Origin of the sequence: Streptomyces noursei, assembly GCF_016917755.1 — a bacterium.
Classification (GTDB): domain Bacteria; phylum Actinomycetota; class Actinomycetes; order Streptomycetales; family Streptomycetaceae; genus Streptomyces; species Streptomyces yunnanensis.
In genome coordinates, this window is record NZ_CP070326.1 from 362585 (window position 1) to 387178 (window position 24594).

The window sequence follows — 24594 nt, forward strand, 5'->3', positions numbered from 1 at the left end:
GACCGTCTCCCGTACCGTTCAGCGGCCCCGCCCCGGCAGTCGCAAACTCCTCATCAGACTCGGGTCGGGGGTCGCCCTGCGGGTCCCGGTCCGCATGGTCTGGGTCGGCCTCGCCCTGTGCGTGGCGCTGCTCGCCGCGTGCGTCGCCACCCTCACCGTCGGCCGCCTGGGCATCGCCCTGCCGGACCTGCCGTCGGCACTGTCCGGCAACGCCACCGGCGTGGACTCCTTCGTCCTGGACCGACTGCGCGGACCGCGGTTGACCGTGGCGGTGGCCGCCGGTGCCGCCTTCGGCCTGTCCGGTGCCCTCTTCCAGTCGGTGACCCGCAATCCGCTGGGCAGCCCGGACGTCATCGGCCTCGGCCCGGGGGCCGGCGCGGGCGCCGCGCTGGTCGCCCTGCTCTTCCCGGACGTGCCGGTCGCGTTGGGCGCACTGGGCGGAGCGCTGGCGGCGATGGCGGTGGTCTACGTGTCGACCGGCAGCGGATTCCGCAACCCCAGCCGTCTGGTCATCGCGGGCATCGGGGTCTCGGCCATGGCGACGGCGTTCATCCAGTACATCGTCTACGCCATCGAGCGCGACCAGGCCACCGTGCTCAGCTCGTACCTCAACGGCAGCCTGACCGCACGCTCCTGGGACGACGCGGCGACCATCGGCGTGGTGCTGCTGCTCTGTGTGCCGTGCGCCGCGCTGCTCTCCCGCCCCCTGGGCCTCAGCGAGATGGGCGACACCACGGCGGCGGCCCTGGGAGCACGTCCGGAACGCGCCTTCACCGGCGCCGTGCTGCTCACGATCGTGCTGTCGGCCGGGGCCGTCACGGTCGCCGGCCCGATCTCGTTCATCGCGCTGACCGCACCGCAGATCGTCAAACGGATCACCCGCGGCAGCGGCCCGCACCTGACACTCTCCGCGCTCTCCGGCGCGCTGCTGCTCGTGCTCGCCGATCTGGCGGCCCAAAACGCCCCGCTCTTCGGCAAGTTGCCGGTCGGCATCTGGACGATGGCGCTGGGCGGCGCGTACCTCGGCTACCTGCTCCTGCGGGAGTGGCGTCGCGGCGCCCTGTGATACGGCCGGGCCGGTCGTACCACCTGGTCCGGCGAGAGTGCGTGCCGAACGCCGGACGGCAGGCGGGACTTCGCTGACCCGACCCGCCCCCCGTGCCGCACGCCACCAGCCCCCCGAGTCCGAGCCTCGGGGGGTTTCGCCTGTCCATCAGCCGTGGCGCAGCCAGGCCATCGGACTCCGTCGCTTTCTCGGCGGCAACCGCCGAGACCACACCCACCTGGTGTGGCGGAGTTCGGCGAGATGCCCGCGTCAGGCGGTGGCGTAGTCGGAAAGGGCGGGCTCCAGCAGGCCGAAGGCTTGGGCGGCTTCGGCGGCGATGAGGCGAGCGATCTCGTCCTCGGGGTGGCCGGCGAGGGTGAGGGCCTGGATGCGGTGGAAGAGCACACGGTGGACGGTGCCCAACAGGCCGGCGGCGATCTGGACGGTGATGTCGTCGGGTTCGGCGTCGGTGGCCTCGGCGAGTGCCTGGGCGAGGTGGTGGTCGCGCCGCTCGTGCAGACCGTGCAGACAGGTGGTCAGGGTGGAGCTGTCAGCGATCATGCGGGCGAACTCCTGGCCGGAGAACCCGGCGACCGGGTCCTGGGCGGCCACGGCGTCGGCGAAGGTACGGCGCAGTGCGCCCAGCGCTGATTCGCCGGGGCGCCGGGCGGCAACGGCGTCGGACAGGGAGGCGACGAACTCCTCCTGATGGTCCAGGGCCAGGTCTTCCTTGCGGGCGAAGTAGTTGGTGACGGTCTTCTTCGCGACGCGGGCGGCGGCGGCGATCTCGGCGATGGTCGTCTGCTCGAAGCCCTGGGCGATGAACAGCCGGGTGGCGTGGTCGGAGATGAGCTGCCGGGTCTCCTGCTTCTTCGCCTCGCGCAGCCCGGCGGCCGGGGCGGGCGTCTGGGTAGCCATACCGAAATCTTACCCCCGTCATACTTTTACATTGACACCCCAGGAGGTCCGGGCTAAATTTACCCCCGTCATAACTTTTCGCTGACGGAGCGCCTGACGCGAAGGCCGACTCCCACCCGAGGCGTCCGCCCCCACCCCACCACCACCTCAGCCACGTGCCCACCCCGACACCGCAGCCACTGCCCCGCCCCTCCCGCCGCGCCCATGGAGATCCCCATGCAGTTCACCGCCTCCACCGTCTCGCTCACCGTCGACGACGTCGCCGCCTCCCAGGCGTTCTTCACCACCCACCTCGGCTACACCGTCCAGCGGGCCGCCGACGGTTTCGCCTCCCTGTCGCGGCCCGACGCGGTCGATGTCGTTCTGCTCGCCCGCGGCATCCAGGTGCTGCCGCCCGAGCAGCGCGACCGGCACGCCGACGGCCTGATCCTGGCCTTCACCCTCGACAGCGGCCTGGCAGAGCAGGAGAAGCGACTGCGCGACGCGGGAATCGAGATCACCATGCCGCTGCGCCAGGAACCCTGGGGCGAAACCCTGTTCCAGGTCACCGACCCCAACGGCGTGATCATCCAGTTCGTCGAATGGTCCGCTCCCGAGCGCGGCTGACCCAAATCTCCACGGCACAGGACCCTGCGGGTTCCGATCGCGTCCGGAGGCGCCGTCCTCAATTCCCCTCTTCATCAAGCCCGTCGACAACGTGGCCGACGACCGGGACGTTGGTGAGGACGCTCTTGAGCCGGGGCTTTTCGCCCGAACCCTCGGCCTGGGCCAGGGCGGCACATCCGAAGGTGAGCACGGTAAGCATGGCGGAGACGGTCAGGATGCGGAAATGGTGCCGCATGGCAGGCCCTTCCTCTCTTTCCGTTCGCGGGCGGCGTCGGTGTGCCCACGGACACGCGTGAGATGGCGGCGAGGACGCCCCGAGGCGGAGTGGATTCGATGAGAGGAATTCCTCCGCTTCGGACCTCTTAACGCCACATCACCCGGCCGGGTCAGCAGGACTTGCGAAGCTCTCCGACGGCGAACGCCCTCACCTGATCACCGACTGCACCAACTGCACCAACTGCACCAACTGCGACGACAGCCGCGCGGGCTCAAGCCGGTTGGCTTTAATTGGGTTGGGCCGGCCGACCCCCGCTGGTACCGTCTGGGCAGCCGTGAGAGAACGCGAGGAGGTGAGACCCATGAAGGCTGTATCCATGTGGGTGCTCCCCCTTTTCGTCACGGTGGGCGATTGACGCAGGTGTCGCCGGGAGCGCCTCGGACAAGGCACTCCCGAGAGGCAACACCTATGAATCTTGTGCATTCCACTTCGAGCGCGGACGACCGCGCGGTCACGGTCACGCGGGTTTCGGACATGCGGTGGCATGCCGTGGAGGACGATCTGACGGTCGGCCGCGGCGACGCTTCGCGCCGACCCGACGGCCGGCTCTTCATCAGTATCGACGCGTGGCACGGCGCGGTCTTCGACCGCATCGTCGCCGCGATGCTGGCGGACCTGCCCACTTCCCTGTACGCCGTCGTCGACGAGGCCGACCACGACTCCAGGTCCGCCTGGGAGCGGGCCGGCTTCGCCGTCGCACGCCGCGAGTGGGGCTACCTCGTGCCCACCGACCCGCACGTCAGCGGACTCGGCTCGGTGCGGCCCCCGTCGGGCGTGACGATCGTGCCCGCCGGTCAAGCGGAGGAAGGCCCGCTGCGTGCCCTGGACCGCGTCATCCGCGACGAGGTCGAGGCCACCGTCGGATGGCGGACGATGCCGGCCGAAGTGCTGCCCCGCCCGGCGGGGACCACCCTGGTCGATCCGTCGAAGTACGCGGTGGCACAGCACTCCGACCAGTACGTGGGACTGGTCCGGGTGGCGCCGCTGATCCGACAGCCACGGATCGGGCTGATCGCCGTCCGGGCCGACCGGCACCGCCGCGGTATCGCCCGGGCGCTACTGGCCCACGCGCTGGGTTCGTTGCACCGCTCCGGACTCTCCGCGGCATGGGCCGAGGTGGACGAGGCCAACGCGGCGGCCACCGCCCTGTTCGAGGGCATCGGTGCCCGGCGCACGGCCGGCACCCTGGAGCTCGTGCGCCGATGACACTCCGCCACACCGCGGCCGGCGACCGCGTCGCGCCCGGCCGCGCACCACATGCGTTTCCTACCGAACACCCCCGTCGCAGAACGGGAGAAGTGAGCGATCATGACAAAAGCAGCAGGGGGCATAGAAGTCGAAGGCACCGTCATCGAGTGCCTGCGCAACGCCACCTTCAAGGTGGAGCTCCAAAACGGGCACATGGTGCTCGCCCATATCAGCGGGAAGATCCGGAAGAACTACATCAAGATCCTCCCCTACGACCGGGTGCTCGTGGAACTCAGCCCCTACGACCTCACCCGCGGCCGGATCCGCTACCGGTACCGGTAGTGCTCGCAGCCGGCCGGGCCGGCGTGTAGGGAAACAGACCGCGTTGGAGACCTGGCCCCGCAACGCCGGGTCTCCAGCCTGCTGTCGAGACCGACCGTGTACCGATCAGAAGCTGCGGTGAATTGCCGTCCCGGCCCGGTGGATCGGGCTGGGCGGCAGCCGTGTCAGTCCGTGCCGTAGTACAGCCGGAGGAACTCCTCCATCGCCGCGTTCACGCCGGCGCGGTCGTCGGTGGCGAGCAGGTCGAGCAGCAGGCCGCGGACGGTGGCGAGCCCCAGCCTGGCGCGGTTCCGGGCCGTGGCGGGGGCCATCCTTGCGGCCGTTTCGGCGGCCACCAGTGGCTCCAGCCGGTCCTCCACCAGCCCTTCGAGGATCGGGACCGCCTCAGGTCGGCCTTGCAGGGCGTGGCCGCAGATCTCGAACAAAAGCCGCTCCTGGCCAGCGAGTTGAGGGTCCGTCAGCGTGGTGGATCAGCATGCGGTGGCTGACGTCGATCGCGGCGCCCAGGCGGCGAAGGCTCAGGTCCGCGATGCCGTGCGCGGCGACGTGGCCGAACGGCCGCGTCCACCAGTTGTGCACGCCGGTCTCCGTTCCGGCCACCAGCGGCCTCACTCTCGTCCTCACCCTCGTCCTCGTCCTCGTCCTCGGGATGCGCGTCGCGCCACTGTCACCGCCGCGCTGGGCGGCGTGCAGTCCGACGTCATCATCGAAGTCGTCGAGGCGGAGGCGCCCCGGCGACTCGTCGAACGCAACATCAGCGCCGCTGGCCGGCGCCTGGCCCACGGCACCTACACCATCGAACCGCTGCCGACGGGCGGGAGGGTCACAGCGAAGAGGCGGCAGGGTTTCGACGAAGAGCCGTTGCGGCAACTGGCGCAGTGTCATTTGCTGTACCACTGCGGCCGATTGGTGCGACCATCACGGCATGAGCGGTGAGGTGCACAACGAGTTCTCCGGCAACGCCGAGAGCGTCGTGCAGGCGGGAGAGATCCACGTCCACCACAGCGATGCCCCACCGGACGCAGTGGAACGGCTGGCTCAGCGGCTGGCCCGGGCAGTGGCCGGACAGTGGAAGGCCGAGGCGGCGGTGCGCGGGCTGTTCGGGGCTGCGCCGTTGCCGATCGCATGGGAAATGGCCGGAGGGCAGGGCGTCTGGTCCGCCGCCCGGTTCGCGGACCTGTACCGCCAACTGCCCACACCACGACGGTTGGTGATCCTCGGCTCCGCGGGGGCGGGCAAGACGACCATGGCCGTGCTGCTGGTCCATGAGCTGCTCGCGCATCGAGCGGTCGGCGATCCGATCCCGGTGCTGCTGTCCATCGGGTCGTGGGATCCGACGGCCGAGCACCTGACCAACTGGTTACCCCGCCGACTGGCCGAGGAGTACCCGGTTCTGGGCACCGGAGCGACGGCCGCCGCGAACGCCGGCCGACTGCTCGACGCCGGGCTGGTCCTGCCCGTGCTCGACGGCCTGGACGAGCTGCCGCAACGCCGCCGTGCCGATGCCCTCGCCAAGATCAACCAGGCACTCTCGGACCACGACCCGCTCGTGCTGACCTGCCGAACCGACGAGTACCAGGCGCTGCTCAACAGCAGTGACGGCCTGTACTCAGCAACTGTGCTGCGGGCCAGGCCGGTGGCCCCGGAGGACGTCAGGCGTTATCTGCTCGCGCCGCACAGCGCCCGGCGCGAGGCCCGGTGGCGGCCCGTGCTCGATCGCCTGGCGGCCGAGCCGCGCGGGCCGCTGGCCGATGCGCTCGCCAGCCCGCTGCTGCTCAGCCTCGCGCGCACCGCCTACGCCCCGGAGAGCGGCCGTGACCCGGCGGAACTCGTCGACACCGCACGGCTATCGAGCGCGGCGGCGATCGAGGCGCATCTGCTCGATGCGCTGCTGTCGACGGCGTTCCGGAGCGAACCCGCTGCGCGCAACGCCTTCGCCTGGCGGGCCCGGCGCTGGGACGAGGCCAAGTCCCGTCGTTGGCTGGTGTTCTTGGCCCAGCACATGAAGCGGCTCAAGACCCGCGACCTGGCCTGGTGGCAGTTGGAACAGGACGGGCCCGCCAGTGAGAACGCATGGACGTTCGGGGCAGCCGCCTGGGGCTGCTTCAGCCTGGCGATCATCGTGGCCGCCGTCGTCGGCGGGCGGGCCGTGCCGTGGGGCTTCGTCTGGTCCGGCGGGGGCCCGATCGGCGCGATGTGCTGTATCGCGCTCTGGCGTGGCGGGGCGGTCAGGAAACGCCCGCACTACCGATCCAGGTACTCCAGTGTGGCGGTCGGGGGGTCGCTCGCCACGGCGACCATGTTCGTCGTGGCCTGGGTCGCCACGGGAGGCCGTGTGCCCGTCGTGCCGACTGCCCTGGCCTGCGTCGTTGCGCTGGGTCTCCTCGTGCCGAACGCGATGATGAGCATCTACTGGGACCGCAAACAGGTCGACGTCGAATCCGTCAGCCCGGCCGTCCTGATGGCCCGGGAGCGTCGTGCCCCGCTCACCGTGGCCGCCGTGTCGGCGATCCTGGTCCTGGTCGGCACCGACGTCGTGCACGAGGTGACCGGGCTGTCGCGGGTGCACGACGACGTCCCGTTGAGCTTCAGAATCGCCCAGTGCGTCATGGCGTTCGCCCTGTGGGCGATCATCGCGTCACGGTGGGGCGCCTACCAGGTGACCCATGCCAGGCTCGCCCTGCGCGGCAAACTCCCCTGGCGTCTGATGCGGTTCCTCGACGACGCCCACCAACGCGGTGTCATGCGCCAGGAGGGCTCCGTCTACCAGTTCCGCCACGCACGCCTGCAGGAGCGGCTGGTCGCCGGCGGGCGGAATCCCGAGGGGCCAGGACGGTGACGAAAGCGTGCTTGAACCCCGGTACCCGGCTCTCGCCGGTCCGTTCGCGTCCGCACCGTGTGCGGTGTTGAACTGCTCGATGCATTTGGTCACCAATGGCCTGGTGAGGAAGAGCAGTTGGCCGGTGATCGCGCCTCGTCCTTGGGCGCCGCGTAGCCGATCTGGCGGGCGTCCAGACCGCAGAAGGCCGGCCGGCTGCCTGTCTGTCTGTCAGCTGGTGTGGAGGATTCGAAAGCGATCGGGTTGCGCCGGGTCGCGATCGACGACTTGGATGGGCGGCCAGGCCCACTGCCAAACGTCGATGCCTGGCGTGCGGGAGAACTGGATCTTCCCTCGGGTTCCTTCGACGGCGACGCGCGGCCAGGATTCGGCGGTGCGTGACCGATCCGTGCCGTGCGAACGCAGTACGTCCGCGAGGACGGCGACCGTGTCGTAGCCCTCGAAGGCGACGAAGGAGGGCGCTACGCCCAGCCGCTCGCGCAGGGCCTTCTCGACTCGTGCGCCGAGTGGGCCGAGGCGCTCGGGAAGGTAGCGCAAGAACGGGATCGCGGCGCCGTCGTCGCCCAGCAACGTCGCCCATTCGGCGAACTCCGGTTGCCCGGCCGGAGCCCCGACCAGGATGTCGGCCAGGCGCTGGTCGCGGCGGACAGCCTTGACGATCGGCACGGCCGGCTCCGGGTGACCGACCAGAAGGAGAAGGGCTGTCGCACCGCTGTCGACGAGTTCGTCGCACAGGGCCGTGGGAGAGAGCGTGTCCGCGTCGAGTGCGATGACGGTGCCGCCGCGTGCCGCGAAGCAGTCCCGCAGAATGCGTGTCCCAGATGCCCAGTAGACGCTCGGCTGGGCTGCGACGGCGAGGCGGCTGTGGCCCGCGCCGAGGAGGAAGTCCGCGTAGGTCTGCCAGCCTCGGGACTGGGCCGGGGCGAGGCGGGCGACCCAGTCCGTCGGCTGTTCGGTGAGCGCGTCGAGAACCGCTGACGAGCAGAGGAACGGCAGGCCGAGGGCGTCCGCCCTGGCGGCAGCGGCGCGCGCGACGACGCTGTGGTACTCCCCCGCCAAGGCAGCCACACCCAGACGGGCCAATTGGTCTACGGCCGCCGCGGCCCGCTGTGGATCGGCCGCGGTGTCCCGGACCACCAGCTCCAGCGGTCTTCCAACGATGCCGCCGGCGTCATTGACTTCATCAACGGCCAATTCGAGTCCGGCGAGCAGGTGTTGGCCTGCCTCCACCCAGCCGGGCCGGGTGAGCGGAACGAGAGCGCCGATCTGGACGGATGGTCCGTCGGTCCGCACTGCTCCCGGTGGCGATGGTGGCATGTTCAGTGGTGGCATGTTCATGCGTTGACGTCTCCCGTGTGGCGGTTCGGCCGGACATTGCATCCACCACCATCGTCACCAGGCAACCGGTTATATGCTCGCTGGGTTCCCAGGCTCCGGGAAGCCTTCCCTTGGTCCCCGAGGGGGATGTCGGCCCGAGCGTCCCGCCGCGAGGCAGGCGCCGGCCAGGGGCGCCGAGCCGATGTCCTTCGGGTCGTCGACGGTCCGGCACCGGGTCGTGGCCGCGCCCGCGGCCCTCGCGCGACCACGGCAGCGGACAGCGACAGCGCCCCTCGCACACTTCTCAGCAGGGCCCGGTCCGCTGCGACGGCATTGCTCAACGGACCCTCCCCGCATTCGACTTCGGCACCGCGAGTTTGCCACGAGGAGGCTCGGCACCGTCAACGACCCAATTCTGTCGCGAAGACCACAGTTTCGGCGTCACACCGGATGCCGGAGCCACTTCCCAGCCACTTTCCAGTCACTTCCCAACAGCCCGGATCCGTCTCGGGCGAGAGGGGAACCCAACGGCAAACCAGTCAGTCAACTTCACTGTGCAACTAGATTGCCGGAGCCGCCGGGCCGCGCTACAGTCGCCCGGCGATCATCGTGTGCAGAACGGGGGTTGAGGCACCGGCGCGGGGGCAGCGGGAGGGGACCTGAGGGTTCCAGGCCGGCTCGAATGGCCACGGGGAGGCAAAATTCTTGAAGACCTTCGCATATATGAGACAGACCCTTATGCCGGCCAACCGGGGCAGCCGGATCCTGGTCGCCGGCGCGCTGATCGACTCCACCGGCAATGGTCTCTTCATGGCCTCCGCCACGCTGTACTTCGTGAGCGTGGTGGGACTCCCTGCGTCCCGTGTCGCAACCACCCTGTCCATTGCCGCGGTGTTCGGACTGCTCAGCCCGGTCCCCTTAGGCCGGGTCGCGGATCGTCATGGCGCGGTACGCACTTACGTACTGCTCATGTGCCTCCGCGGCGCGGGTTATGCCTTATACCCCCTGATCACCGATCTCTCTGGTTATGCCGTTCTGACCTGTGTGCTCTACGCGGCGGACCGGGCCTGCTCCCCCCTGCTCCAGGTGATCGCGGCCGCCGTGGCCGGCCAGCAGGAGCGGACCCGTACGCTGGCGTCGATTCGGGCGGTCCGCAACATCGGGCTCAGCGTCGGCCTGCTCGGCGCCAGCGCCGTGCTCGGCTTTCCGTCACGGGCCGCCTTCGCCACGATCTTCCTGGTCAACGCCCTCTCCTTCTTCGCCATCGCGGCACTGGTGCTGTGGTCGGTCAAGGCGGCCGGCGACTCCGCTCTGACACCACTCAAGGGCATAGGGAACGGGGGCGGACCGCAGGGACACGCGGGGAGCGGGAGCCCGCCCTCCAGGGCACCGACGCCCTTTCGCGATGTGCGCTTTTTGGTGTTCACCGCCTCGAACGGCGTTCTGTCCCTCTACGACACGGCGCTGATCGTCCTGCTGCCGGTCTGGGTAATACAGCGTACGGAGCTGGCCCATGCCTGGTCGCCCGTGCTTCTCACCGTCAACACCACACTCACCGTCCTGCTCCAGGCCGCAGTTCCCCGCTTTGCGAAAGACGCTCAGGGCGCCCGTCGACTGGTGAAATGCACGGCATTGACACTGGCCGCCGGTTGCGCTCTTTTCGCGCTGGCCGAGGAGCTTCCACTGTGGGCCTCACTGGTTGCCGCGCTCGGTGCCGTGGCGGCCATGACCCTGGGGGAAAACCTGCATTCGGTGGCGAGTTGGGAGTTGTCCTACCTCCTCTCCCCCGCCGAGGCGCGTGGGCAATACCTCGCCATGTTCAGCATGGGAATGACGTCCCAGAAAGTCTTCGGACCCGTCCTCTTGGTGAGCCTCCTGCTGCCGCTGGGCCCTTGGGCGTGGGCCGTGCTCATGGCTCTGTTCGCCGTGGCGACACTCGGCGCGCTGTGGTCGGGAAAACCCACACCGTCGCCGGGGGCGGACGAGGCGGCGACGCCGGACCCACTCCCCTCCGAAGCGCGCTGAAAAGGCGCGAGGAAGCCTGCCGGGAAGCACTCCCGAAGCACGCCCGCGACACCAAGCTGAGTTCACATCGCCCCAACTCACCTTTCTTTACGGGGAGTTTGACATTCCGCACCGATCGAATTCATTGACACGCGCCTCACTCGACCCATACGATCTTGGCACTGAGTGCCAACAGCCTTCATTAGTGCCACGCCCGGCTTTTCTGCCGTGGCCATAGGTCTGGTTGTGAAACTGGACAGGAAAAAGGTGGTCCCATGGCTCAGGTAACGTTCTCCGACGCCAACGGACACCAGTCGGTGCTGGATGTCCCCAGCGGCACAAGCATCATGGAAGCCGCAGTCGACAATGGAATCGACGGAATCGACGGCCAGTGCGGCGGTCGCCTGATCTGCGCGACCTGCCATGTATTCGTGGAGGCCGTCGAGGGACCGGCTCCGCCCGGCCTCGATGCCGACGAGGACGACATGTTGGACTACACCGCCGTTCAGCGCCGCCCGAACAGTCGGCTGAGCTGTCGCCTCGTGATGGGCGAAGGGCCGAGCGCGCTGGTCGTCGGCCTGCCGGACACCCAGACCTGAAAGGCAGTCAAAAAGACGAGGAAGCCATGCCCCCCTACGCGCCCGACGCCCTCGCCCGGACCCAACCACGGGAATCCCAGGGTGAATTAACCCCCCAAGCCTTTGTGCACCACCGCCCGGACCTGATCCGGGCCGCACTCGACGGCATTCCATCGGACGCCGTCAGCCATTTTGCCAGCTCTTGGAACGCACTGCCCGCCGATGCGTATGTGAAAGCCGAACGACCTTACCGTTTTCGCCGCTACGGGAAATTCCACCTCTCCGAGGACGGGCCGCAACAGGTCTCGCACGGTCCTTTCTTGCAGGCCAAGACCGTGAACAAGCTCAGCGGTGGAGTGCCCCGGCACTTCGCGCCCCTGGACGACGCGGTGGCCACCAGCCTGGCACTGCGTGCCATCGTGGGTGCGCTCCACGACCAGCTGCCCGGCCCCCATCAGGACATCAACGCCTGCGGCATCCACCAGATCCGGGTGACGGCCGTCCCCGGCGCGGAGGGCGATCCGGCTCCGGAGGGCATGCACCAGGACGGGCACCGCTTCGTCGGCCAGGTGCTCGTCCGCCGCGACGGCGTCCACGGCGCCCAGTCCCGCATCTACGACCTCGACCGGCGCCTCGTCTACCAGTCCCAACTCACCGCGCCCTGGGAGTCGATCATCCTCGACGACCGGCGTGTCCTCCACGACGCCTCCCCGGTCGGCGTCGCCGCCGGGGCCGACCTCGCCGTCCGGGACATGCTCCTGGTCGACTTCTTCGCCGATCCCGCCCTGCCGGCCCCGAGCCCCCGACCCCTGTCGAAAGGACAGTCCCATGACTGACGTTCCGGACACCACGTCCACCTCCCCCACCCGCCCCCGCATCGGCTTCTCCACCAACATCTGGGACAACCCCGCGGACATCGTGGGACACCTGGACTTCCTGGCCGACCATTTCACCGACATCGAGTTCGAGATCGCCGAGGAAGCGCAAGAGGTGCTCTTCGGGGCCACGGCTCAGGAGTACGAGAAGATCGTGGACGGGATGCGTTCCGTCATCACCGAGCGCGGGCTGGACGTGTCCGTCCACGCTGCCTGGTACGGGCCGCACACCGACTTATGCGCGGCCGACGAGGCGGAGCGGACCGAGTCCGTGCACTTCCTGCGCCGCGCGGTACACCTCGCCGCCGACCTCGGCGTGGATCGCGTGACCTACCACCCGGGATACACCGGCCGCCGTCCCAACAGCGTCCTGCTCGACGTCCTGCGCTCCTCGCTCGACCGGGTGCGGCCCCTGCTGGATCGCACCGGAGTGCTGCTGTGCATGGAGAACATGGGCGCCGACCGGCCCCGCTACGTGGTGTTCTCCCCGGAGGAACACGTCACGCTGTGCGAGAGCACCGGCACGTGGATGACCCTGGACATCCCCCATCTCGCCACCGTGCACCGGCCCCGGGGCGACTTCGACGAGGCGCTGGCCACGGTCGCCCCCTACGTCCGTACCGCGCACATCGCCGACATCAAGGGCTCCGACCACACCCACATCCCCATCGGCGCGGGTGATCTCCCCCTCTGGGAGTCGCTGGAGAAGCTCGGTTCGTACGGGTTCGACGGTGCGGCGGTCGTGGAGGAGTTCGCCCGGGGGTACACACCGGAGGACTACCTCAAGGCTGCCCTGTCCTTCCGTGAGCGGTGGGACGCGGCGGGTGCCATGCGGGGCGAGGGCTGATGACGGAGCTTGCCGCCGCCGGTCCGGTGCGTTCCCCGCACCGGGCCGGCGGCCGTACCGGCCCGGCGGGCGGCCTCCTCACGGCCGTGCACGACGACGTCGGACGCCTCACCACGACGGTCAATCTGGCCGCGTTCGAGAACGTGCTCTCGCGTACGGCCCGCGCCATGCTGCACGGCCCGCTCGCGGACCGCTATCTGATCGGACACGAGCAGGAGCGCCGGGGACTCGACCCGCTGCTGCGCTCGGGCCTGCTCTCGGCGGCCTATCCGGGCGTCGACGCGCTGGAGCGCGCCGCCTCCGAGACCGCCCGGCAGCTGTTCGGCGCGGCCTGGGTGGACTTCCGGCCGCTGTCCGGCCTGCACGCGACGATCTCGGTGTTCGCGCTGCTGACCGCCCCCGGCTCGACGGTCTACTCCATCGCGCCGGCCAACGGCGGGCACTTCGCGACCCAGCCGCTGCTGGAGTCGATGGGCCGCGACGGCCGGTACCTGCCCTGGTGCGCCTCCGCCGGAACGGTCGACCTCGCCGCGTTCGCCGAGGTCTGGCGGGCGCATCCGGGCGCCATGGTCTTCCTCGACCACGGTGTGCCGCTGGCGCCGCTGCCGGTCCGTGAACTGCGTGCCGTCATCGGGGACGGCACGCTGCTGGCGTACGACGCCTCGCACACCCTCGGCCTGATCGCCGGCGGCCGGTTCCAGGATCCCCTGGCCGAGGGCTGTGACCTCCTGCAGGGCAATACGCACAAGAGCTTCCCCGGAGCCCACAAGGGGCTGGTCGCCTTCGCCGACGCGGCGCTGGGCCAGGGCTTCTCCGAGCGCCTGGGACTGGCGTTGGTCTCCTCACAGCAGACCGGTCCCACACTGGCGAACTATGTGACGACGTTGGAGATGGGCGTCCACGCCTCCGCGTACACCCGGCAGATGCTCGCCAACCAGGCCGCCCTCGCCTGCGCACTGGGCGAGTCGGGCTTCGCGGTCCACCACCCACCGGGCGCGACGGGGCCGAGCGCCAGTCATGTGCTCCTGGTCGAGGGCGGTCGGCAGCACGACGGCGCGGATCCGTACGCCCTCGCCGCCCGGCTGATGCACTGTGGCGTGATGCTCAACGCCCGCCCGGTGGACGGGCGGGTGGTGCTCCGTCTGGGCGTGCAGGAGGTCACCCGGCGGGGGATGCGCCAGCCGGAGATGTGGCGGCTGGCCGAGCTCATGGCCCGGGCCGCGCACACCGAAGGAGCCACCGCAACCGCCGACGTCGCCGGCCAAGTGGCTGCCCTGGCAGGGGCGTTCACCTCGGTGCGATACGGATTCGACGACTCGGAGGCCGCGTGATGACCACTCCGCCGCTGGTGCTGTTCCTGGGCAATGCCCGCTACGGCGAGTTCGAGCCGCTCCGTGAGGCGGGATACCGGGTCGGGTTGATCCGCGACACCACATCGCACGGCTGGTGTGCGGCCGACGACGCCTTCGACGTGGTGTGGCGCTGGGACCCGGGAGAGGGCATCGACACCCTCGCGGCCGAGCTCAAGCAGGACCCGTCGCTGTGTGTCCTCAATCTCCGTGAGGCATATGTCGAGCACTACGCCCGGCTCTGTACGGCCCTCGGGTTGCCGGCGGTTCCGGCGGAGGAAGTGGCCGAGCTGCGTTCCAAGCACCTGATGCGTCGGCTGTTCGTCGAACGCATCGGTCAGGAGAGCACCGGTTCCTTCGCACGCGTCCGATCTCCCGCGGACATCGTGGAGTTCGGGCGACACCACGGCTGGCCCGTGGTGGTCAAACCGGCAGCGCTCTACTCCAGTCTCTTCGTCGTACCCGTGCCCGGACCCGAGGCCGCCGCCGAAGCCTTCCGGCACATCCGGGACGGCGTCGACGGGCACGTCCGCGACAAGGCGCTGCCGGACTCCTTCCGCGCCCTCCAGGTCGAGGAGTTCCTCACCGGCAGCAACCATTCGGTGGACCTCGTCGTCGACCGCGAGGGCAACGCCTGGCCCGGTCCGGTGGTCGACGTGCTGACCGGGGCCGATCTGGGCGGCGCGGACTTCCATCACTTCGCCCGGTTCGCCCCGAGCCTGGCCCCGGCCCCGGACCGGATCCGGATGGCCGAACTCGCCGTCCATGCCGTACGGGCCATGGGCCTTCGCCTGTGCGCCGCGCATGTCGAGTTCGTCCTCACACCTGCCGGGCCCCGGCTGCTGGAGGTGGGCATCCGCCCGGGCGGCCACCGCGCCCGGGTGCTCCACCAGGCGCACGGCGTCTCCTTCATGGCCGCCTACGTTGCCGTGATGCGCGGCGAACAGCCCGACCTGGGCAGGAAGTTCGACCGCCCGTTCGGCATCGTGACACCTTTCCCCCGGACGACCGGGGTCTTCACGGGCCTGCACGCCCTCGACCGTGTGACGGCGCTGCCCGCCTACTCCACGCACGCCGTGTACCACTCCCCCGGCAAGCAGGTGGGCACGGCGGCGCAGGGCCACTGGCAGACGCTCTCGATCGAGCTGACGGCAGCCCGGATGTCCGAGCTGGACCAGGACATCAGGAGAATCTGGGACATGGACGACCTGATTCACACCCGGCCGCAGACACCCGCGCGGACGGAACCCGAACAGTCCGGACGCCCCCACCGCCCCCATCTCCTGCTCATCGGCGGCAAGGACTCGGGCTTCCGCTCGATCGCCGAGCTCGACGTGCGGATCACCCTCGTCCAGGAGCGGGCGAACCTCAGCGAACCCCAGACACGGCGCGCCGACACCCTGTTGGTCCAGGAACATCTGGAGGAGGGCCCCGTCCGGGCCGTGGCCGAGTTCCTGCACAGCACCGGCGCCCCCTTCGACGCCGTCCTGTCCTTTGCGGAGTCGCAGCTGCTCACCGCCGCCCGAATCGGCGAGTTCCTGGGCCTCGCCCACAACCCCGCGCCCGCGGTCGTGCGCAGCCGGGACAAGGCCCGTATGCGTGCGCTGCTCGACGAGCACGGCCTGCCGTCGGTGCCCTACCGCGTCTGCGGCAGCCTCGCCGAAGCCGACGCCTTTCAGCGGGAGTTGGGGGCTCCGGTCGTCCTCAAGCCCTCGGACGGCTCGGGCAGCCGAGGGGTGACGCTGGTCCGCGAACCGGGGGAACTGCCCGCCGGCTGGCGGCGCGCCGCGGCGGCGGGCGTTCCGCTGGTCGCCGAAGCGTGTGTCACCGGGCGGGAGATGAGCGTCGAGACGCTCACGCTGGACGGTGCGCACGAAGTGGTGGCGATCACCGAGAAGCTCACCTCGGGCCCGCCGTCCTTCATCGAGGTGGGGCACCAGATGCCGGCGGATCTCGGTTCCGGACCTGCGGAGCGCGTGGCGGCCACGGTCACCGGGCTGCTGGACGCGCTCGGTCACCGATGGGGCCCTGCGCATACCGAGGTCATGCTGCAGGCGGACGGCTCGCCCGTCATCATCGAGACCCAGACGCGCTTCGGCGGCGACCAGATCTGGGAGATGGTGGAGTTGGTCACCGGTGTCCAACTGGCCGCCGCCACGGCCGCCGGAATCCTGGGGGCGGCAGCGCCACCCCGCCGACCGGCCGTCGGCGGCGGTGCTGCCATCAGGTTCTTCGCCGAGCAGAACACCGTCGTACGGTCCGTCGGCGATCTGGATGCGGTACGCGCCATGCCTGGCGTCATGACCGCGCTGACCACCGTACGGCCTGGTCAGCGTCTTGGCCCGCTGGACGGTTCCGGGAGCCGCCAGGGGTACGTGCTGGCCGTCGGGACCGACCGGCGCGAAGCGGTGGCACGTGCCGAAGCCGCCCACCGGGCCGCCGGATTCGAGGTGAGCGGCTGAAGCACCGCGTTCCACGCCCGCTACCTCATCGCGGCCGCGGCGTGGAACGCTCTTGCTGCAGCGGGCAGCATCCTCCTCCCAGCAGCAGGGCGACCGGCCACCGGGACCGGCCGCCCTGACCCCTGCCTGGGTTTCGAAGGCCCTGCCCGGTACGCCCCATCCGAGCGCGAAGCCGTCAACTCACCCCCATCAGGCGGTACATGCCGATTGAGTCGTGCCTGGCGGTGTCCGCGAAGCCGAACTTCTCGTAGAGGAAGCGCGCGGGCCCGTCCGCGATCAGCGAGACATAGGCGGTGGCGGGCGCCCGGCACTCCAGTTCCTCGGTCAGCGCAGCCATGATGCGTCTGCCGAGGCCACGCCCCTGATGCGCGGGGTGCACACAGATGTCGACGATCTGGAAAGCGGTACCACCGTCACCGACGATCCGCCCCATGCCGATGGGCTCGCCCTCGTGATGGAGCACCACCCCGTGCCACGTGTTGGGCAGGGCGAGTGCCACCGCCTCGGGGGCTTTGTCGGAGAGCCCGGCATCGTTCCGCAGCCGACGGAAGACCTCGACGGAGGGCACTCCCACCCGCAACTCGTAAGGGCCATTTATGCTGTCCATGCCTTACACGCTACAGGGTGCACGGCGACCTGCCCACGGCCCGATCGCCACCCGCTTCAGCGCGTGCCGGACATCCCGACGGCCGGGGCGGCTATGCCAACAGCCGTTGCCTGACCAACTCCATCACTTCCGCGCGGCTGCGCCGGCCGTTGTCGGCGGCGTAGAAGTGGTTGCCGATGCGCACCGAGACGGAGATCAGGCAGCGGATCTCGACCTCCTCCTCGTCGGGGCAGAAGGAAGAGAACAGCGAACGCAGGTAGTCCATGCGGCGATTGTCGACGCGGCGCAGGCGCTCGGCGACGGCCGCGTCGCGGCGGGCCCAGTCCCGGATCGCTATGTCGGCGGTGGTGCCCCGCACCGGCCCGTCGGCCGCGGCGGCGACGATGCCGAACAGTCGCGCCAGCCTGGCCCTGGCGTCTCCCTCGCCGCTCTCGACCTGCTCGATCACGCTCTCGGTGACCTCGTACTCCCAGGTGTCGAGCATTTCGGTGAGCAGTGCGTCCCGATTGCGGAAGTATCCGTAGAAGCCCCCCTTGCTGACGCCGAGTGCCTGCGCCAGCGCCTCGATCCGGACCGCTTCGGGGCCGCCTGCGACGAGTGCGCGCAGCCCTTCCTCGATCCACTTGCCCCGTGGCGTGCGGGTCGCGCCCATGATGTGTGCCTCCTCACGTCCCCACCGAGTATACGGGGGCGTATAGATGGCTCTACGTTCGATCTATACGCCACCGTATAGATCACGGACAGGGGTCTGCTCATGCGACTTCCCCGCACTGCCCACACCGACCTCCCCTGGCGGGTCCACGAGATCGCCGACGACTTCACGGTGGAGGACGTATGGGCGCTGCCCACCCCCGGCGGCCCCGACGACCTCGCCTGGCTGGTCCGCCAGTTCGCCGAAGGACTCATCGGCGGGGTGAAGGGAGAAGGTCTCGTCTCCCGCGCACTCTTCGCCGTCCGCTGGAAGCTCGGAGCACTGCTCGGCTGGGACACGGCCGGCAGCGGCATCGGCACCCGACTGCCCTCCCTGCGCGACCGGATGCCGGCGGACCTCCGCCAGGGCCCCCAGGGCCCCGACCTCGGCTCCTCCCCGTTCACCTCTCTCTACCAGCGGGACGACGAGTGGGCCGCCGAGATGGCCAACAAGACCGTGCACGCGGTGATGCACATCGGCTGGGTCCCGGACGGATCCGGCGGCTACCGCGGCCAGATGGCCGTCCTGGTCAAGCCGAACGGACCGTTCGGAACGCTCTACATGGCCGCCATCAAGCCCTTCCGTTACCTCGGGGTGTACCCGGCGCTGATGCGCTCCATCGGCCGGGAGTGGCAGACGAACGCCTCCCGCCGGCGCACGCACTGACACTGACGGGGTCCCGCCAAGCTCAGAACGAGTGCCGCATCAGAGAACCTTCGCCCTGTAACGACGTAGCACGCCGTTCGGATGCCGGTCCGGACGGCGTGCGGCCGCCAGGGATTACGGGACAACCCTTAGCGTCGCGAAAGCCGCTGGCGTACCGCTTGGACCGCTGCCATGGCCGAGAGCAGCAGGAAGGCCAGGGCCCCGACACCCGCCGTCATCGCCAACAGCACCACACCACTGCCATCGACATCGTCTTCGCGGGCGACCACCCGCGGATCGTCCGCCTGGTACCGGACGGTCATACGGTCGCCGACACTTCTCTTGCCGCCGCTGCTGCCCACCGGCAGATTCGCGACCACGGTCCGCCCGTTGGCCTCGAACTCGACCCGGCAATCGCCCGATATGCACGAACCGGCCTCGTGCAGCGTCGCCGGGGCCTGCACGCCGCCCTGAAGAGAGCGCAGATGCTGGGCCGCCGAGAGCAGCAGAAGCGACAGCGCGGCCAACAGCAGCGCGACACACAGACCTGTCCCGGCAGCCACCAGAGGTCGCTGCTTCACCCGAACCTCATGCTGGGCGCCCGGGGGGTCAGTTATGCCGTCCGGGTCTCTCACCATGCGTTCCGAATTCTCTGAGAATGATGGGCTAAGTCTCTCACGTGGCATTTCGTTTGCGTGCGGACGTCTGACCAGCTCGGACGCTCGCGCCAGAAGGCATGACGTGCCGATGTCGGGTTGCCTCGGACGCCCCAGGGACGACACGGGGCACATCAGGCTTCCGACGGGCATCGCAATCCGCCCTGAACCCGGCCTGATCCCGTCCGGCGCTTCGGGCGCTGAACTCGGTTCCGTGATCCGGGACTTGGGCCCTCGTTTGGTTGCCCGACGGCACACCGCGGCCGGGCGTGGTCGCGGCATGCCCCGGAACGGCAGCAGGGCACCGGCGAGATCACCGGTGCCCTGCGTCATGCGCGGCCGCCATGTCTGCCGCCGTGGCGTCGTCTACGGAAGGGCTTCGCGCGGATTCCCTCCCGTGGACGGGCCCGGCCGGCCCGCCTAGCTCAGCGTCTTCAGCGCCGCCGCGTCATACGGGTGCAGTTCGTCGAAGCGGCCGGCCAGGACCTTCGCCGCCCACTCCGGGTCCTGGAGCAGGGCGCGGCCGATGGCTACCAGGTCGAACTCGTCGCGCTCCATGCGGTCGAGGAGGTTGTCGATGCTGCCGACCGCGGCGCCCTCACCTGCGAACGCGCGGAGGAAGTCGCCGTCGAGGCCGACCGAGCCGACGGTGATGGTGGGCCTGCCGGTGAGCTTCTTGGTCCAGCCCGCCAGGTTCAGGTCCGAGTCGTCGAACTCCGGCAGCCAATAGCGCCGGGTGGAGGCATGGAAGGCGTCGACGCCGGCCGCGGCGAGCGGGGCCAGGATCGCCTCCAGCTCCTCCGGGGTCTCGGCGAGCCTCGCGTCGTATGCCTCCTGCTTCCACTGCGAGTAACGGAAGATCACCGGGAAGTCGGCCGAGACGCTCTCGCGGACCGCGGCCACGATCTCGGCCGCGAACTTCGTACGGGCCACCAGGTCGCCGCCGTAGGCGTCGGTACGACGGTTCGTGCCGGCCCACAGGAACTGGTCGAGGAGGTAGCCGTGGGCGCCATGCAGTTCGACGCCGTCGAAGCCGATCCGCTCGGCGGCCACGGCGGCCTCCACGAAGGCGCCGATGACATCGTCCAGGTCGCCCCGGGTCATCGCCTTGCCGGTGCCCTCGGTGCCGTCGACGCGAATGCCGGAGGGGCCGACGGCAGGGGCGTCGGCGTAGGGCGGCTCGCCCTGCTTGCGCACCATGCCGATGTGCCACAGCTGCGGCACGATCGTGCCGCCCGCCTCGTGCACGGCCTCGGCGACCTTCGCCCACCCCGCCAGCTGCTCCTCACCGTGGAAGCGGGGCACCCGGTCGCTCTGTCCCGCGGACTCATGGCCGACGTAGGTCCCCTCGGTGACGATCAGGCCCACGCCGGCAGCGGCACGACGGGCGTAGTACGAGCGCACGTCATCCCCGGGCACACCGCCCGGGGAGAACATCCGCGTCATCGGCGCCATCACGATGCGGTTCGGGACGGTCAGGCCGTTCAGCGTGACGGGCCGGGAGAGTATCTCGGCCGCGCGGGAGGCGGAGGATGTGGAGATGGCCATCGGGATGCTCCTTGTGCGTATCAGTGGACGTCAGTGGATATCGGTAGGTATCGGTGAATATTGGTGGGCGTGTGCCACGTGGGTTGACGGGACGCAGGGGCGAGCGTGCGGGCGGTGGCATCGCGCCGGTACGGCGAGTTGCCCTGTGATCCCGGAGACGGCCTAGGGGTGCACCAGGTGCACGTCGAAGCCGTCCGTGCCGTGGCCCTCGACGGCCAGCGGCGACGCCACGGGCGGGTAGCCGCTGGCGATGAGCGAGTAGTCGCCCGCGGTCACGTCGGTGAAGGCGTACGCGCCCTCGGCGTCGGTGAGGGTGGTGCGCACGACGTTCCCGGCGGCGTCGACCAGCGTCAGCCGGGCATCGGGCAGCGGACGGCCGCCCTCTCCGGCACTCACGGTGCCCCGCACCTGCGCGCCGGCCGCTCCTACGGCGCGGGGAAGCCTGATGCCGTACGCGACCGGGGCGTCCCCCGCCGTGACCGGGGCGGCCTGCGGCTGGTGGCCGTCGGCGGCGGCGATCAGGACATACGGGCCACCGGCCGGTGCGTGCAGGGCGTACCGGCCGTCGGGTCGGGAGAGCGTGCGGCCCACCTGCTGACCGTCCGGCGCGATGAGGGTGAGGGCGGCACCGCCCAGCACCTCGCCGGCGGCGTCCCGAACCAGGCCGTGGAACCCGCCCCCGGCCGGAACGGCATCGGCCAGGACGGCTTCGCCCGGGACTGCATCGGCCTGGACTGCATTGGCCTGGACCGCGGGCTCCGCGGCCTGTTCGGCAACGGCCGTTTCAGCAGTCGGAGTTGAGGAGTTGCCCGCGCGTGCCGGGTCCGCCTCGGCCGCTCGGGAGTCGCGCGGCGCGCGCAGGCCGAGCCAGCTGATCACCGCGACCAGCACGAACGCGACGGCCCCGATCCCGAAGGTGAGGGTGAAGCCGGATTCGGCGGGCAGCGGCGGAACGCCCGCCGGCAGGTGCTCGATCGTCCTGGACGCCAGGATGGTGGTGACGATGGCGCTGCCGATCGCGCTGCCGGTGGAGCGGGATATCGAGTTGATGCCGTTGGCGATGCCGCTTTGGTGGTGCGGGACGCTCGCCATGATGACGGCGGGCATGGCGGCGTAGCCGAAACTGACGGCCGCGCCGGTCAGGAGGCCGGCTCCGATCACCGAGGCGGTGTGGGCGTGGTCCAGGGCCAGCCAGCCGAAGCCGATGCTTCCGCATATGGCGGCCATGCCGAGCGCGAGCCGGGGGCCGCGATGGCGGACGAGCCGGCCGCCGACGGGCGAGGCGAGCAGGGAGATGACCGCTCCGGGCAGCAGGAACTGGACGGATGCGCGCAGGATGGACGCGTCGAATCCGAAGCCGGTGAGCGCCTTGGGCATCTGCACCAGGTAGGAGACGCCGAGGAAGTTCGCGAACATGCCGAAGCCGACGAGGATCCCGGCGAGGTTGGCCATCAGGACCGGACGGTGGATGAACATCCGCATGTCGACGAGCGGTTCGCGGACCTTGAGCTCGGTCAGCACCCAGACCGCGATCATGACGGCCGCGCCGGCGAAGGCGCCCAGCGTACGGCCGGAGGCCCAGCCCCACTCGTGCCCCTGGGAGATCGGCAGCAGGAGCAGCAGCAGGGCTGTGCCGAGGGTGAGGGCACCGAGGAAGTCCGTGCGTCCGCCGCTCTTGTGCCGGGTCGCCGGGACCAGGAAGACGACGGCGAGCAGGGCGAGGACCGCGAAGCCGGTGGCCATCCAGAAGGCGTTGCGGTAGTCCGCGTCGGCCCCGGAGGTGAGCAGGCCGGTGGCGACGAGCGCGAGCCCGCTGCCGAACGCGAGGGTGCCGCTGACCAGGGCCATGGCGCCGGGCAGCTTCTGCGGCCGGACCTCTTCCCGCAGGACGGAAAGGGCCAGCGGGAAGATCGCGGTGGCGGCCCCCTGGAGCACCCGGCCCAGGATCAGCAGCGGCAGCGAGCTCGCGACCGCGGCGATGACGGAGCCGACGACCATGACGACGAGCACGGCCACCAGGGTGGGCTTCTTGCCGTGCTGGTCGCCGAAGCGGCCGAGCAGCGGGGTGCACACGGCGGCGGACAGCAGGGTGGCGGTGGTCACCCAGCTGACCTCGGCGGCCGAGGCGCCGAGGTCATTACGGATCAGGCCCAGGATCGGGACGGGCAGGGTCTGCATCATCGACACGACCATGGCGGCGAGGCTCAGGGCGAAGACGATGATCGTCTCGTTCCGCCGCCCGGCGGCGGGGGCGGACACGACGTGGCTCATAGCTGGCGGGACCTTCTCAGTGCTTCAGCTCGTAGATATTTCAGTTCATCAAGCGATTCCGTAGACGACGGTAGACGTCAATAGTTCAGGTAGTCAAGTAAACAATTGATGACGTGAAGCATCTTGGGTACGCTCCCACCATGAGTGCCACCGCCCCACAGGCCCCGACCAAGCTCCAGCTGCTGGAGCTGCTCGCCGCCATCGGCAACGCCCAGTGGCGCGATTTCGCGACCACCGCGGCCCACCACGGCCTCACCGCCACCCAGGCCAAGGTCCTCGCCCAGCTCGACGACCCGCTGCCGATGCGCGGCCTCGCTGCCGTGCTGGCGTGCGACGCGTCGAACGTCACGGGGATCGTGGACCGTCTGGAGGCCCGCGCGCTGGTCCGCCGTGCGGCCGATCCCGCGGACCGCCGGGTGAAGAACGTCGTCGCGACCGGCGCGGGCCGCGAGATCATCCGCCGCGTGCGCGAGGAGATGCAGGAGACGCACGGCGCCCTCGACGCCCTGAGCGACGTCGAAAGCACGACGCTCTACGCCCTGCTGGACCGCTTGCGCCCGGCGGCGGAGAGCACCTGACGGCCCGCCGACGATCTCCCGTTCCCGCCCCTACTCGGGCAAGGAATCTCATGCCCGACCGCCTTGGTGACGGGACGGTGATCCCCGCCCGCGTCAGGGGTTCAGCGCCCGATCGGCGCGAATGCGTCCGTGACCTTGTCGAAGACGAGGCGGTAGGTGTCCCACTCGGTTTCCGACGCCGAGAGGTAGATGTCGTCCTCCCGGCCGCCCTCACGGCCGAAGCCGAGCTTGATGCCGCGGTACGAGCGTGCCCGCCCCTGGAATGTGCACTCCCACACGACGGCCGGCTGCTCCCGGAACGCGGTCTGCTGCATGCGCAGTCTCCGGTACACGTGGTAGTTGACCTTCGTGTTCGTCTCCATGTCCGTGAAGTGCGGCATGGGGCTCGAACCGGCGGGCTCCACCATCCCCACCGTGAGGCCGGCCCGGCCCGACTTGTCGCCGTAGGTGACGGACTCGCCCGACTGCTTGATGACCTTCCAGTCGTCCGGCACACGGAAGGCGGCGCCGATCCCACTGACCTGGTGGAAGCCTTCGCTGGCCGGCGGACGGGACGGCGGCGGAATCCGGGGGAGGCCACGACCGGTCCGTTCGCGCCGGTCACCGCGGTCGTCCCAGTCACCGCCGTCGGCCCAGGCACCGCGGTCGGGACGGCCGATTCCCCGAACCGCGCGGACGCCGGGGAGGTCGACGGCGATCGCGCGGTGCCCGCGCAGTCCCCGTTCACGCAAGAGGGGCTGTCAGTAGCAGGAGTTGCTTCCGGAGCCGTGGACGAGGACGAACGTGGGGGTGGCGCGACCGCGCCCGTCCGCCTGTGCGGCGGAAGCGCCGGCTCCCATCGCCGTCACCGACCGCTGCAGCTACGGCCCCAGGTGTCCGTTGAGTGCAAGAGGCCGTCTCGGAGCTCCAACGGTCCGCCACAGCAGCAGCGTTGGGACCGTCATCATCGAG

The 24594-nt window shown here is 70.0% G+C and carries 24 protein-coding genes and 1 pseudogene; 14 read left to right on the forward strand and 11 right to left on the reverse strand.

Going from position 1 to position 24594, the window contains the following annotated elements:
• Positions 1–94 precede the first annotated feature (94 nt).
• Positions 95–1066, forward strand: coding sequence for a FecCD family ABC transporter permease (locus JNO44_RS01330; RefSeq protein WP_235095871.1), 972 nt, complete (start codon positions 95–97; stop codon positions 1064–1066).
• 249 nt (positions 1067–1315) lie between these two features.
• Here JNO44_RS01330 and JNO44_RS01335 read toward each other — a convergent pair whose 3' ends face one another.
• Positions 1316–1963: a TetR/AcrR family transcriptional regulator gene (locus JNO44_RS01335; protein WP_205360586.1), complete on the reverse strand. Its 648-nt coding sequence runs from the start codon at positions 1961–1963 to the stop codon at positions 1316–1318.
• 216 nt (positions 1964–2179) lie between these two features.
• On the opposite strand from JNO44_RS01335, the gene JNO44_RS01340 reads away from it, so the two are divergent.
• Positions 2180–2569 carry a VOC family protein gene (locus tag JNO44_RS01340; RefSeq protein ID WP_205360587.1) on the forward strand — a complete coding sequence of 130 codons (390 nt, stop codon included), beginning with the start codon at positions 2180–2182 and terminating at the stop codon, positions 2567–2569.
• Positions 2570–2627: 58 nt separating this feature from the next.
• Here JNO44_RS01340 and JNO44_RS01345 read toward each other — a convergent pair whose 3' ends face one another.
• Entirely contained in the window at positions 2628–2804 is a 177-nt protein-coding gene (locus JNO44_RS01345) for a hypothetical protein (RefSeq protein ID WP_205360588.1), read from the reverse strand.
• Between the two features lie 450 nt (positions 2805–3254).
• Between JNO44_RS01345 and JNO44_RS01350 the strand changes: the two genes are divergently transcribed.
• The gene (locus JNO44_RS01350) at positions 3255–4052 is read left to right on the forward strand and encodes a GNAT family N-acetyltransferase (protein WP_205360589.1); all 798 of its coding nucleotides are present in this window, start codon (positions 3255–3257) and stop codon (positions 4050–4052) included.
• Positions 4053–4154: 102 nt separating this feature from the next.
• Positions 4155–4376 carry a translation initiation factor IF-1 gene (infA, locus tag JNO44_RS01355; RefSeq protein ID WP_039639435.1) on the forward strand — a complete coding sequence of 74 codons (222 nt, stop codon included), beginning with the start codon at positions 4155–4157 and terminating at the stop codon, positions 4374–4376.
• A gap of 164 nt (positions 4377–4540) precedes the next feature.
• On the opposite strand, the gene JNO44_RS42895 is transcribed toward infA, so the two are convergent.
• Complete coding sequence (locus JNO44_RS42895; RefSeq protein ID WP_235091951.1) at positions 4541–4801, reverse strand: hypothetical protein; 261 nt, start codon at positions 4799–4801, stop codon at positions 4541–4543.
• A gap of 262 nt (positions 4802–5063) precedes the next feature.
• Between JNO44_RS42895 and JNO44_RS44730 the strand changes: the two genes are divergently transcribed.
• A complete protein-coding gene (locus JNO44_RS44730; protein WP_338058550.1) occupies positions 5064–5312 on the forward strand; it encodes a hypothetical protein in 249 nt (82 codons plus the stop codon).
• Complete coding sequence (locus tag JNO44_RS01370) at positions 5302–7215, forward strand: NACHT domain-containing protein (protein WP_205360591.1); 1914 nt, start codon at positions 5302–5304, stop codon at positions 7213–7215. The genes JNO44_RS44730 and JNO44_RS01370 overlap by 11 nt, the downstream gene beginning before the upstream one ends.
• A 210-nt stretch (positions 7216–7425) precedes the next feature.
• On the opposite strand, the gene JNO44_RS01375 is transcribed toward JNO44_RS01370, so the two are convergent.
• The gene (locus tag JNO44_RS01375; RefSeq protein WP_205369319.1) at positions 7426–8538 is read right to left on the reverse strand and encodes an ABC transporter substrate-binding protein; all 1113 of its coding nucleotides are present in this window, start codon (positions 8536–8538) and stop codon (positions 7426–7428) included.
• Between the two features lie 699 nt (positions 8539–9237).
• Between JNO44_RS01375 and JNO44_RS01380 the strand changes: the two genes are divergently transcribed.
• The 6 genes from JNO44_RS01380 to JNO44_RS01405 all read left to right on the forward strand — a co-directional run bounded on the left by JNO44_RS01380 (position 9238) and on the right by JNO44_RS01405 (position 16647).
• On the forward strand, positions 9238–10557 hold the full coding sequence (locus JNO44_RS01380) for an MFS transporter (RefSeq protein ID WP_205360593.1): 1320 nt from the start codon (positions 9238–9240) through the stop codon (positions 10555–10557).
• Between the two features lie 254 nt (positions 10558–10811).
• A complete protein-coding gene (locus tag JNO44_RS01385) occupies positions 10812–11135 on the forward strand; it encodes a 2Fe-2S iron-sulfur cluster-binding protein (RefSeq protein ID WP_205360595.1) in 324 nt (107 codons plus the stop codon).
• A 26-nt stretch (positions 11136–11161) separates the two neighbouring features.
• Positions 11162–11950, forward strand: a complete 789-nt coding sequence (locus tag JNO44_RS01390) for a 2OG-Fe dioxygenase family protein (protein ID WP_235091954.1) — start codon at positions 11162–11164, stop codon at positions 11948–11950.
• A complete protein-coding gene (locus JNO44_RS01395) occupies positions 11943–12836 on the forward strand; it encodes a sugar phosphate isomerase/epimerase family protein (protein WP_205360599.1) in 894 nt (297 codons plus the stop codon). The genes JNO44_RS01390 and JNO44_RS01395 overlap by 8 nt, the downstream gene beginning before the upstream one ends.
• Positions 12836–14167, forward strand: a complete 1332-nt coding sequence (locus JNO44_RS01400; RefSeq protein WP_205360601.1) for a hypothetical protein — start codon at positions 12836–12838, stop codon at positions 14165–14167. Before JNO44_RS01395 ends, JNO44_RS01400 begins: the two co-directional genes overlap by 1 nt.
• On the forward strand, positions 14167–16647 hold the full coding sequence (locus tag JNO44_RS01405; protein ID WP_205360603.1) for an ATP-grasp domain-containing protein: 2481 nt from the start codon (positions 14167–14169) through the stop codon (positions 16645–16647). The genes JNO44_RS01400 and JNO44_RS01405 overlap by 1 nt, the downstream gene beginning before the upstream one ends.
• Positions 16648–16822: 175 nt before the next feature.
• On the opposite strand, the gene JNO44_RS01410 is transcribed toward JNO44_RS01405, so the two are convergent.
• Together JNO44_RS01410 and JNO44_RS01415 are read right to left on the reverse strand one after the other, a co-directional pair.
• Positions 16823–17254 carry a GNAT family N-acetyltransferase gene (locus JNO44_RS01410; protein WP_205360604.1) on the reverse strand — a complete coding sequence of 144 codons (432 nt, stop codon included), beginning with the start codon at positions 17252–17254 and terminating at the stop codon, positions 16823–16825.
• Positions 17255–17345: 91 nt separating this feature from the next.
• Positions 17346–17906 (reverse strand): TetR/AcrR family transcriptional regulator, encoded by a 561-nt coding sequence (locus JNO44_RS01415; RefSeq protein WP_205360606.1) that lies wholly within the window; start codon positions 17904–17906, stop codon positions 17346–17348.
• 102 nt (positions 17907–18008) lie between these two features.
• On the opposite strand from JNO44_RS01415, the gene JNO44_RS01420 reads away from it, so the two are divergent.
• Positions 18009–18611: a DUF2867 domain-containing protein gene (locus JNO44_RS01420; RefSeq protein ID WP_205360608.1), complete on the forward strand. Its 603-nt coding sequence runs from the start codon at positions 18009–18011 to the stop codon at positions 18609–18611.
• 128 nt (positions 18612–18739) lie between these two features.
• Here JNO44_RS01420 and JNO44_RS01425 read toward each other — a convergent pair whose 3' ends face one another.
• The 4 genes and pseudogenes from JNO44_RS01425 to JNO44_RS01435 form a co-directional block, all read right to left on the reverse strand.
• Positions 18740–19171, reverse strand: coding sequence for a DUF3592 domain-containing protein (locus JNO44_RS01425; protein WP_235091960.1), 432 nt, complete (start codon positions 19169–19171; stop codon positions 18740–18742).
• A gap of 495 nt (positions 19172–19666) precedes the next feature.
• On the reverse strand, positions 19667–20794 hold the full coding sequence (locus JNO44_RS01430; RefSeq protein ID WP_205360610.1) for an NADH:flavin oxidoreductase: 1128 nt from the start codon (positions 20792–20794) through the stop codon (positions 19667–19669).
• Between the two features lie 162 nt (positions 20795–20956).
• On the reverse strand, positions 20957–21496 hold the full coding sequence (locus JNO44_RS42900) for an MSCRAMM family protein (RefSeq protein WP_338058607.1): 540 nt from the start codon (positions 21494–21496) through the stop codon (positions 20957–20959).
• Between the two features lie 90 nt (positions 21497–21586).
• A pseudogene (locus JNO44_RS01435) lies at positions 21587–23065 on the reverse strand (MFS transporter); the annotation flags it as partial.
• Positions 23066–23205: 140 nt separating this feature from the next.
• On the opposite strand from JNO44_RS01435, the gene JNO44_RS01440 reads away from it, so the two are divergent.
• Positions 23206–23643, forward strand: coding sequence for a MarR family winged helix-turn-helix transcriptional regulator (locus JNO44_RS01440; RefSeq protein WP_205360614.1), 438 nt, complete (start codon positions 23206–23208; stop codon positions 23641–23643).
• Positions 23644–23744: 101 nt separating this feature from the next.
• Here the strand turns inward: JNO44_RS01440 and JNO44_RS01445 are convergent, their stop codons facing one another.
• Entirely contained in the window at positions 23745–24374 is a 630-nt protein-coding gene (locus JNO44_RS01445) for a hypothetical protein (protein WP_205360616.1), read from the reverse strand.
• Positions 24375–24594: the final 220 nt, after the last annotated feature.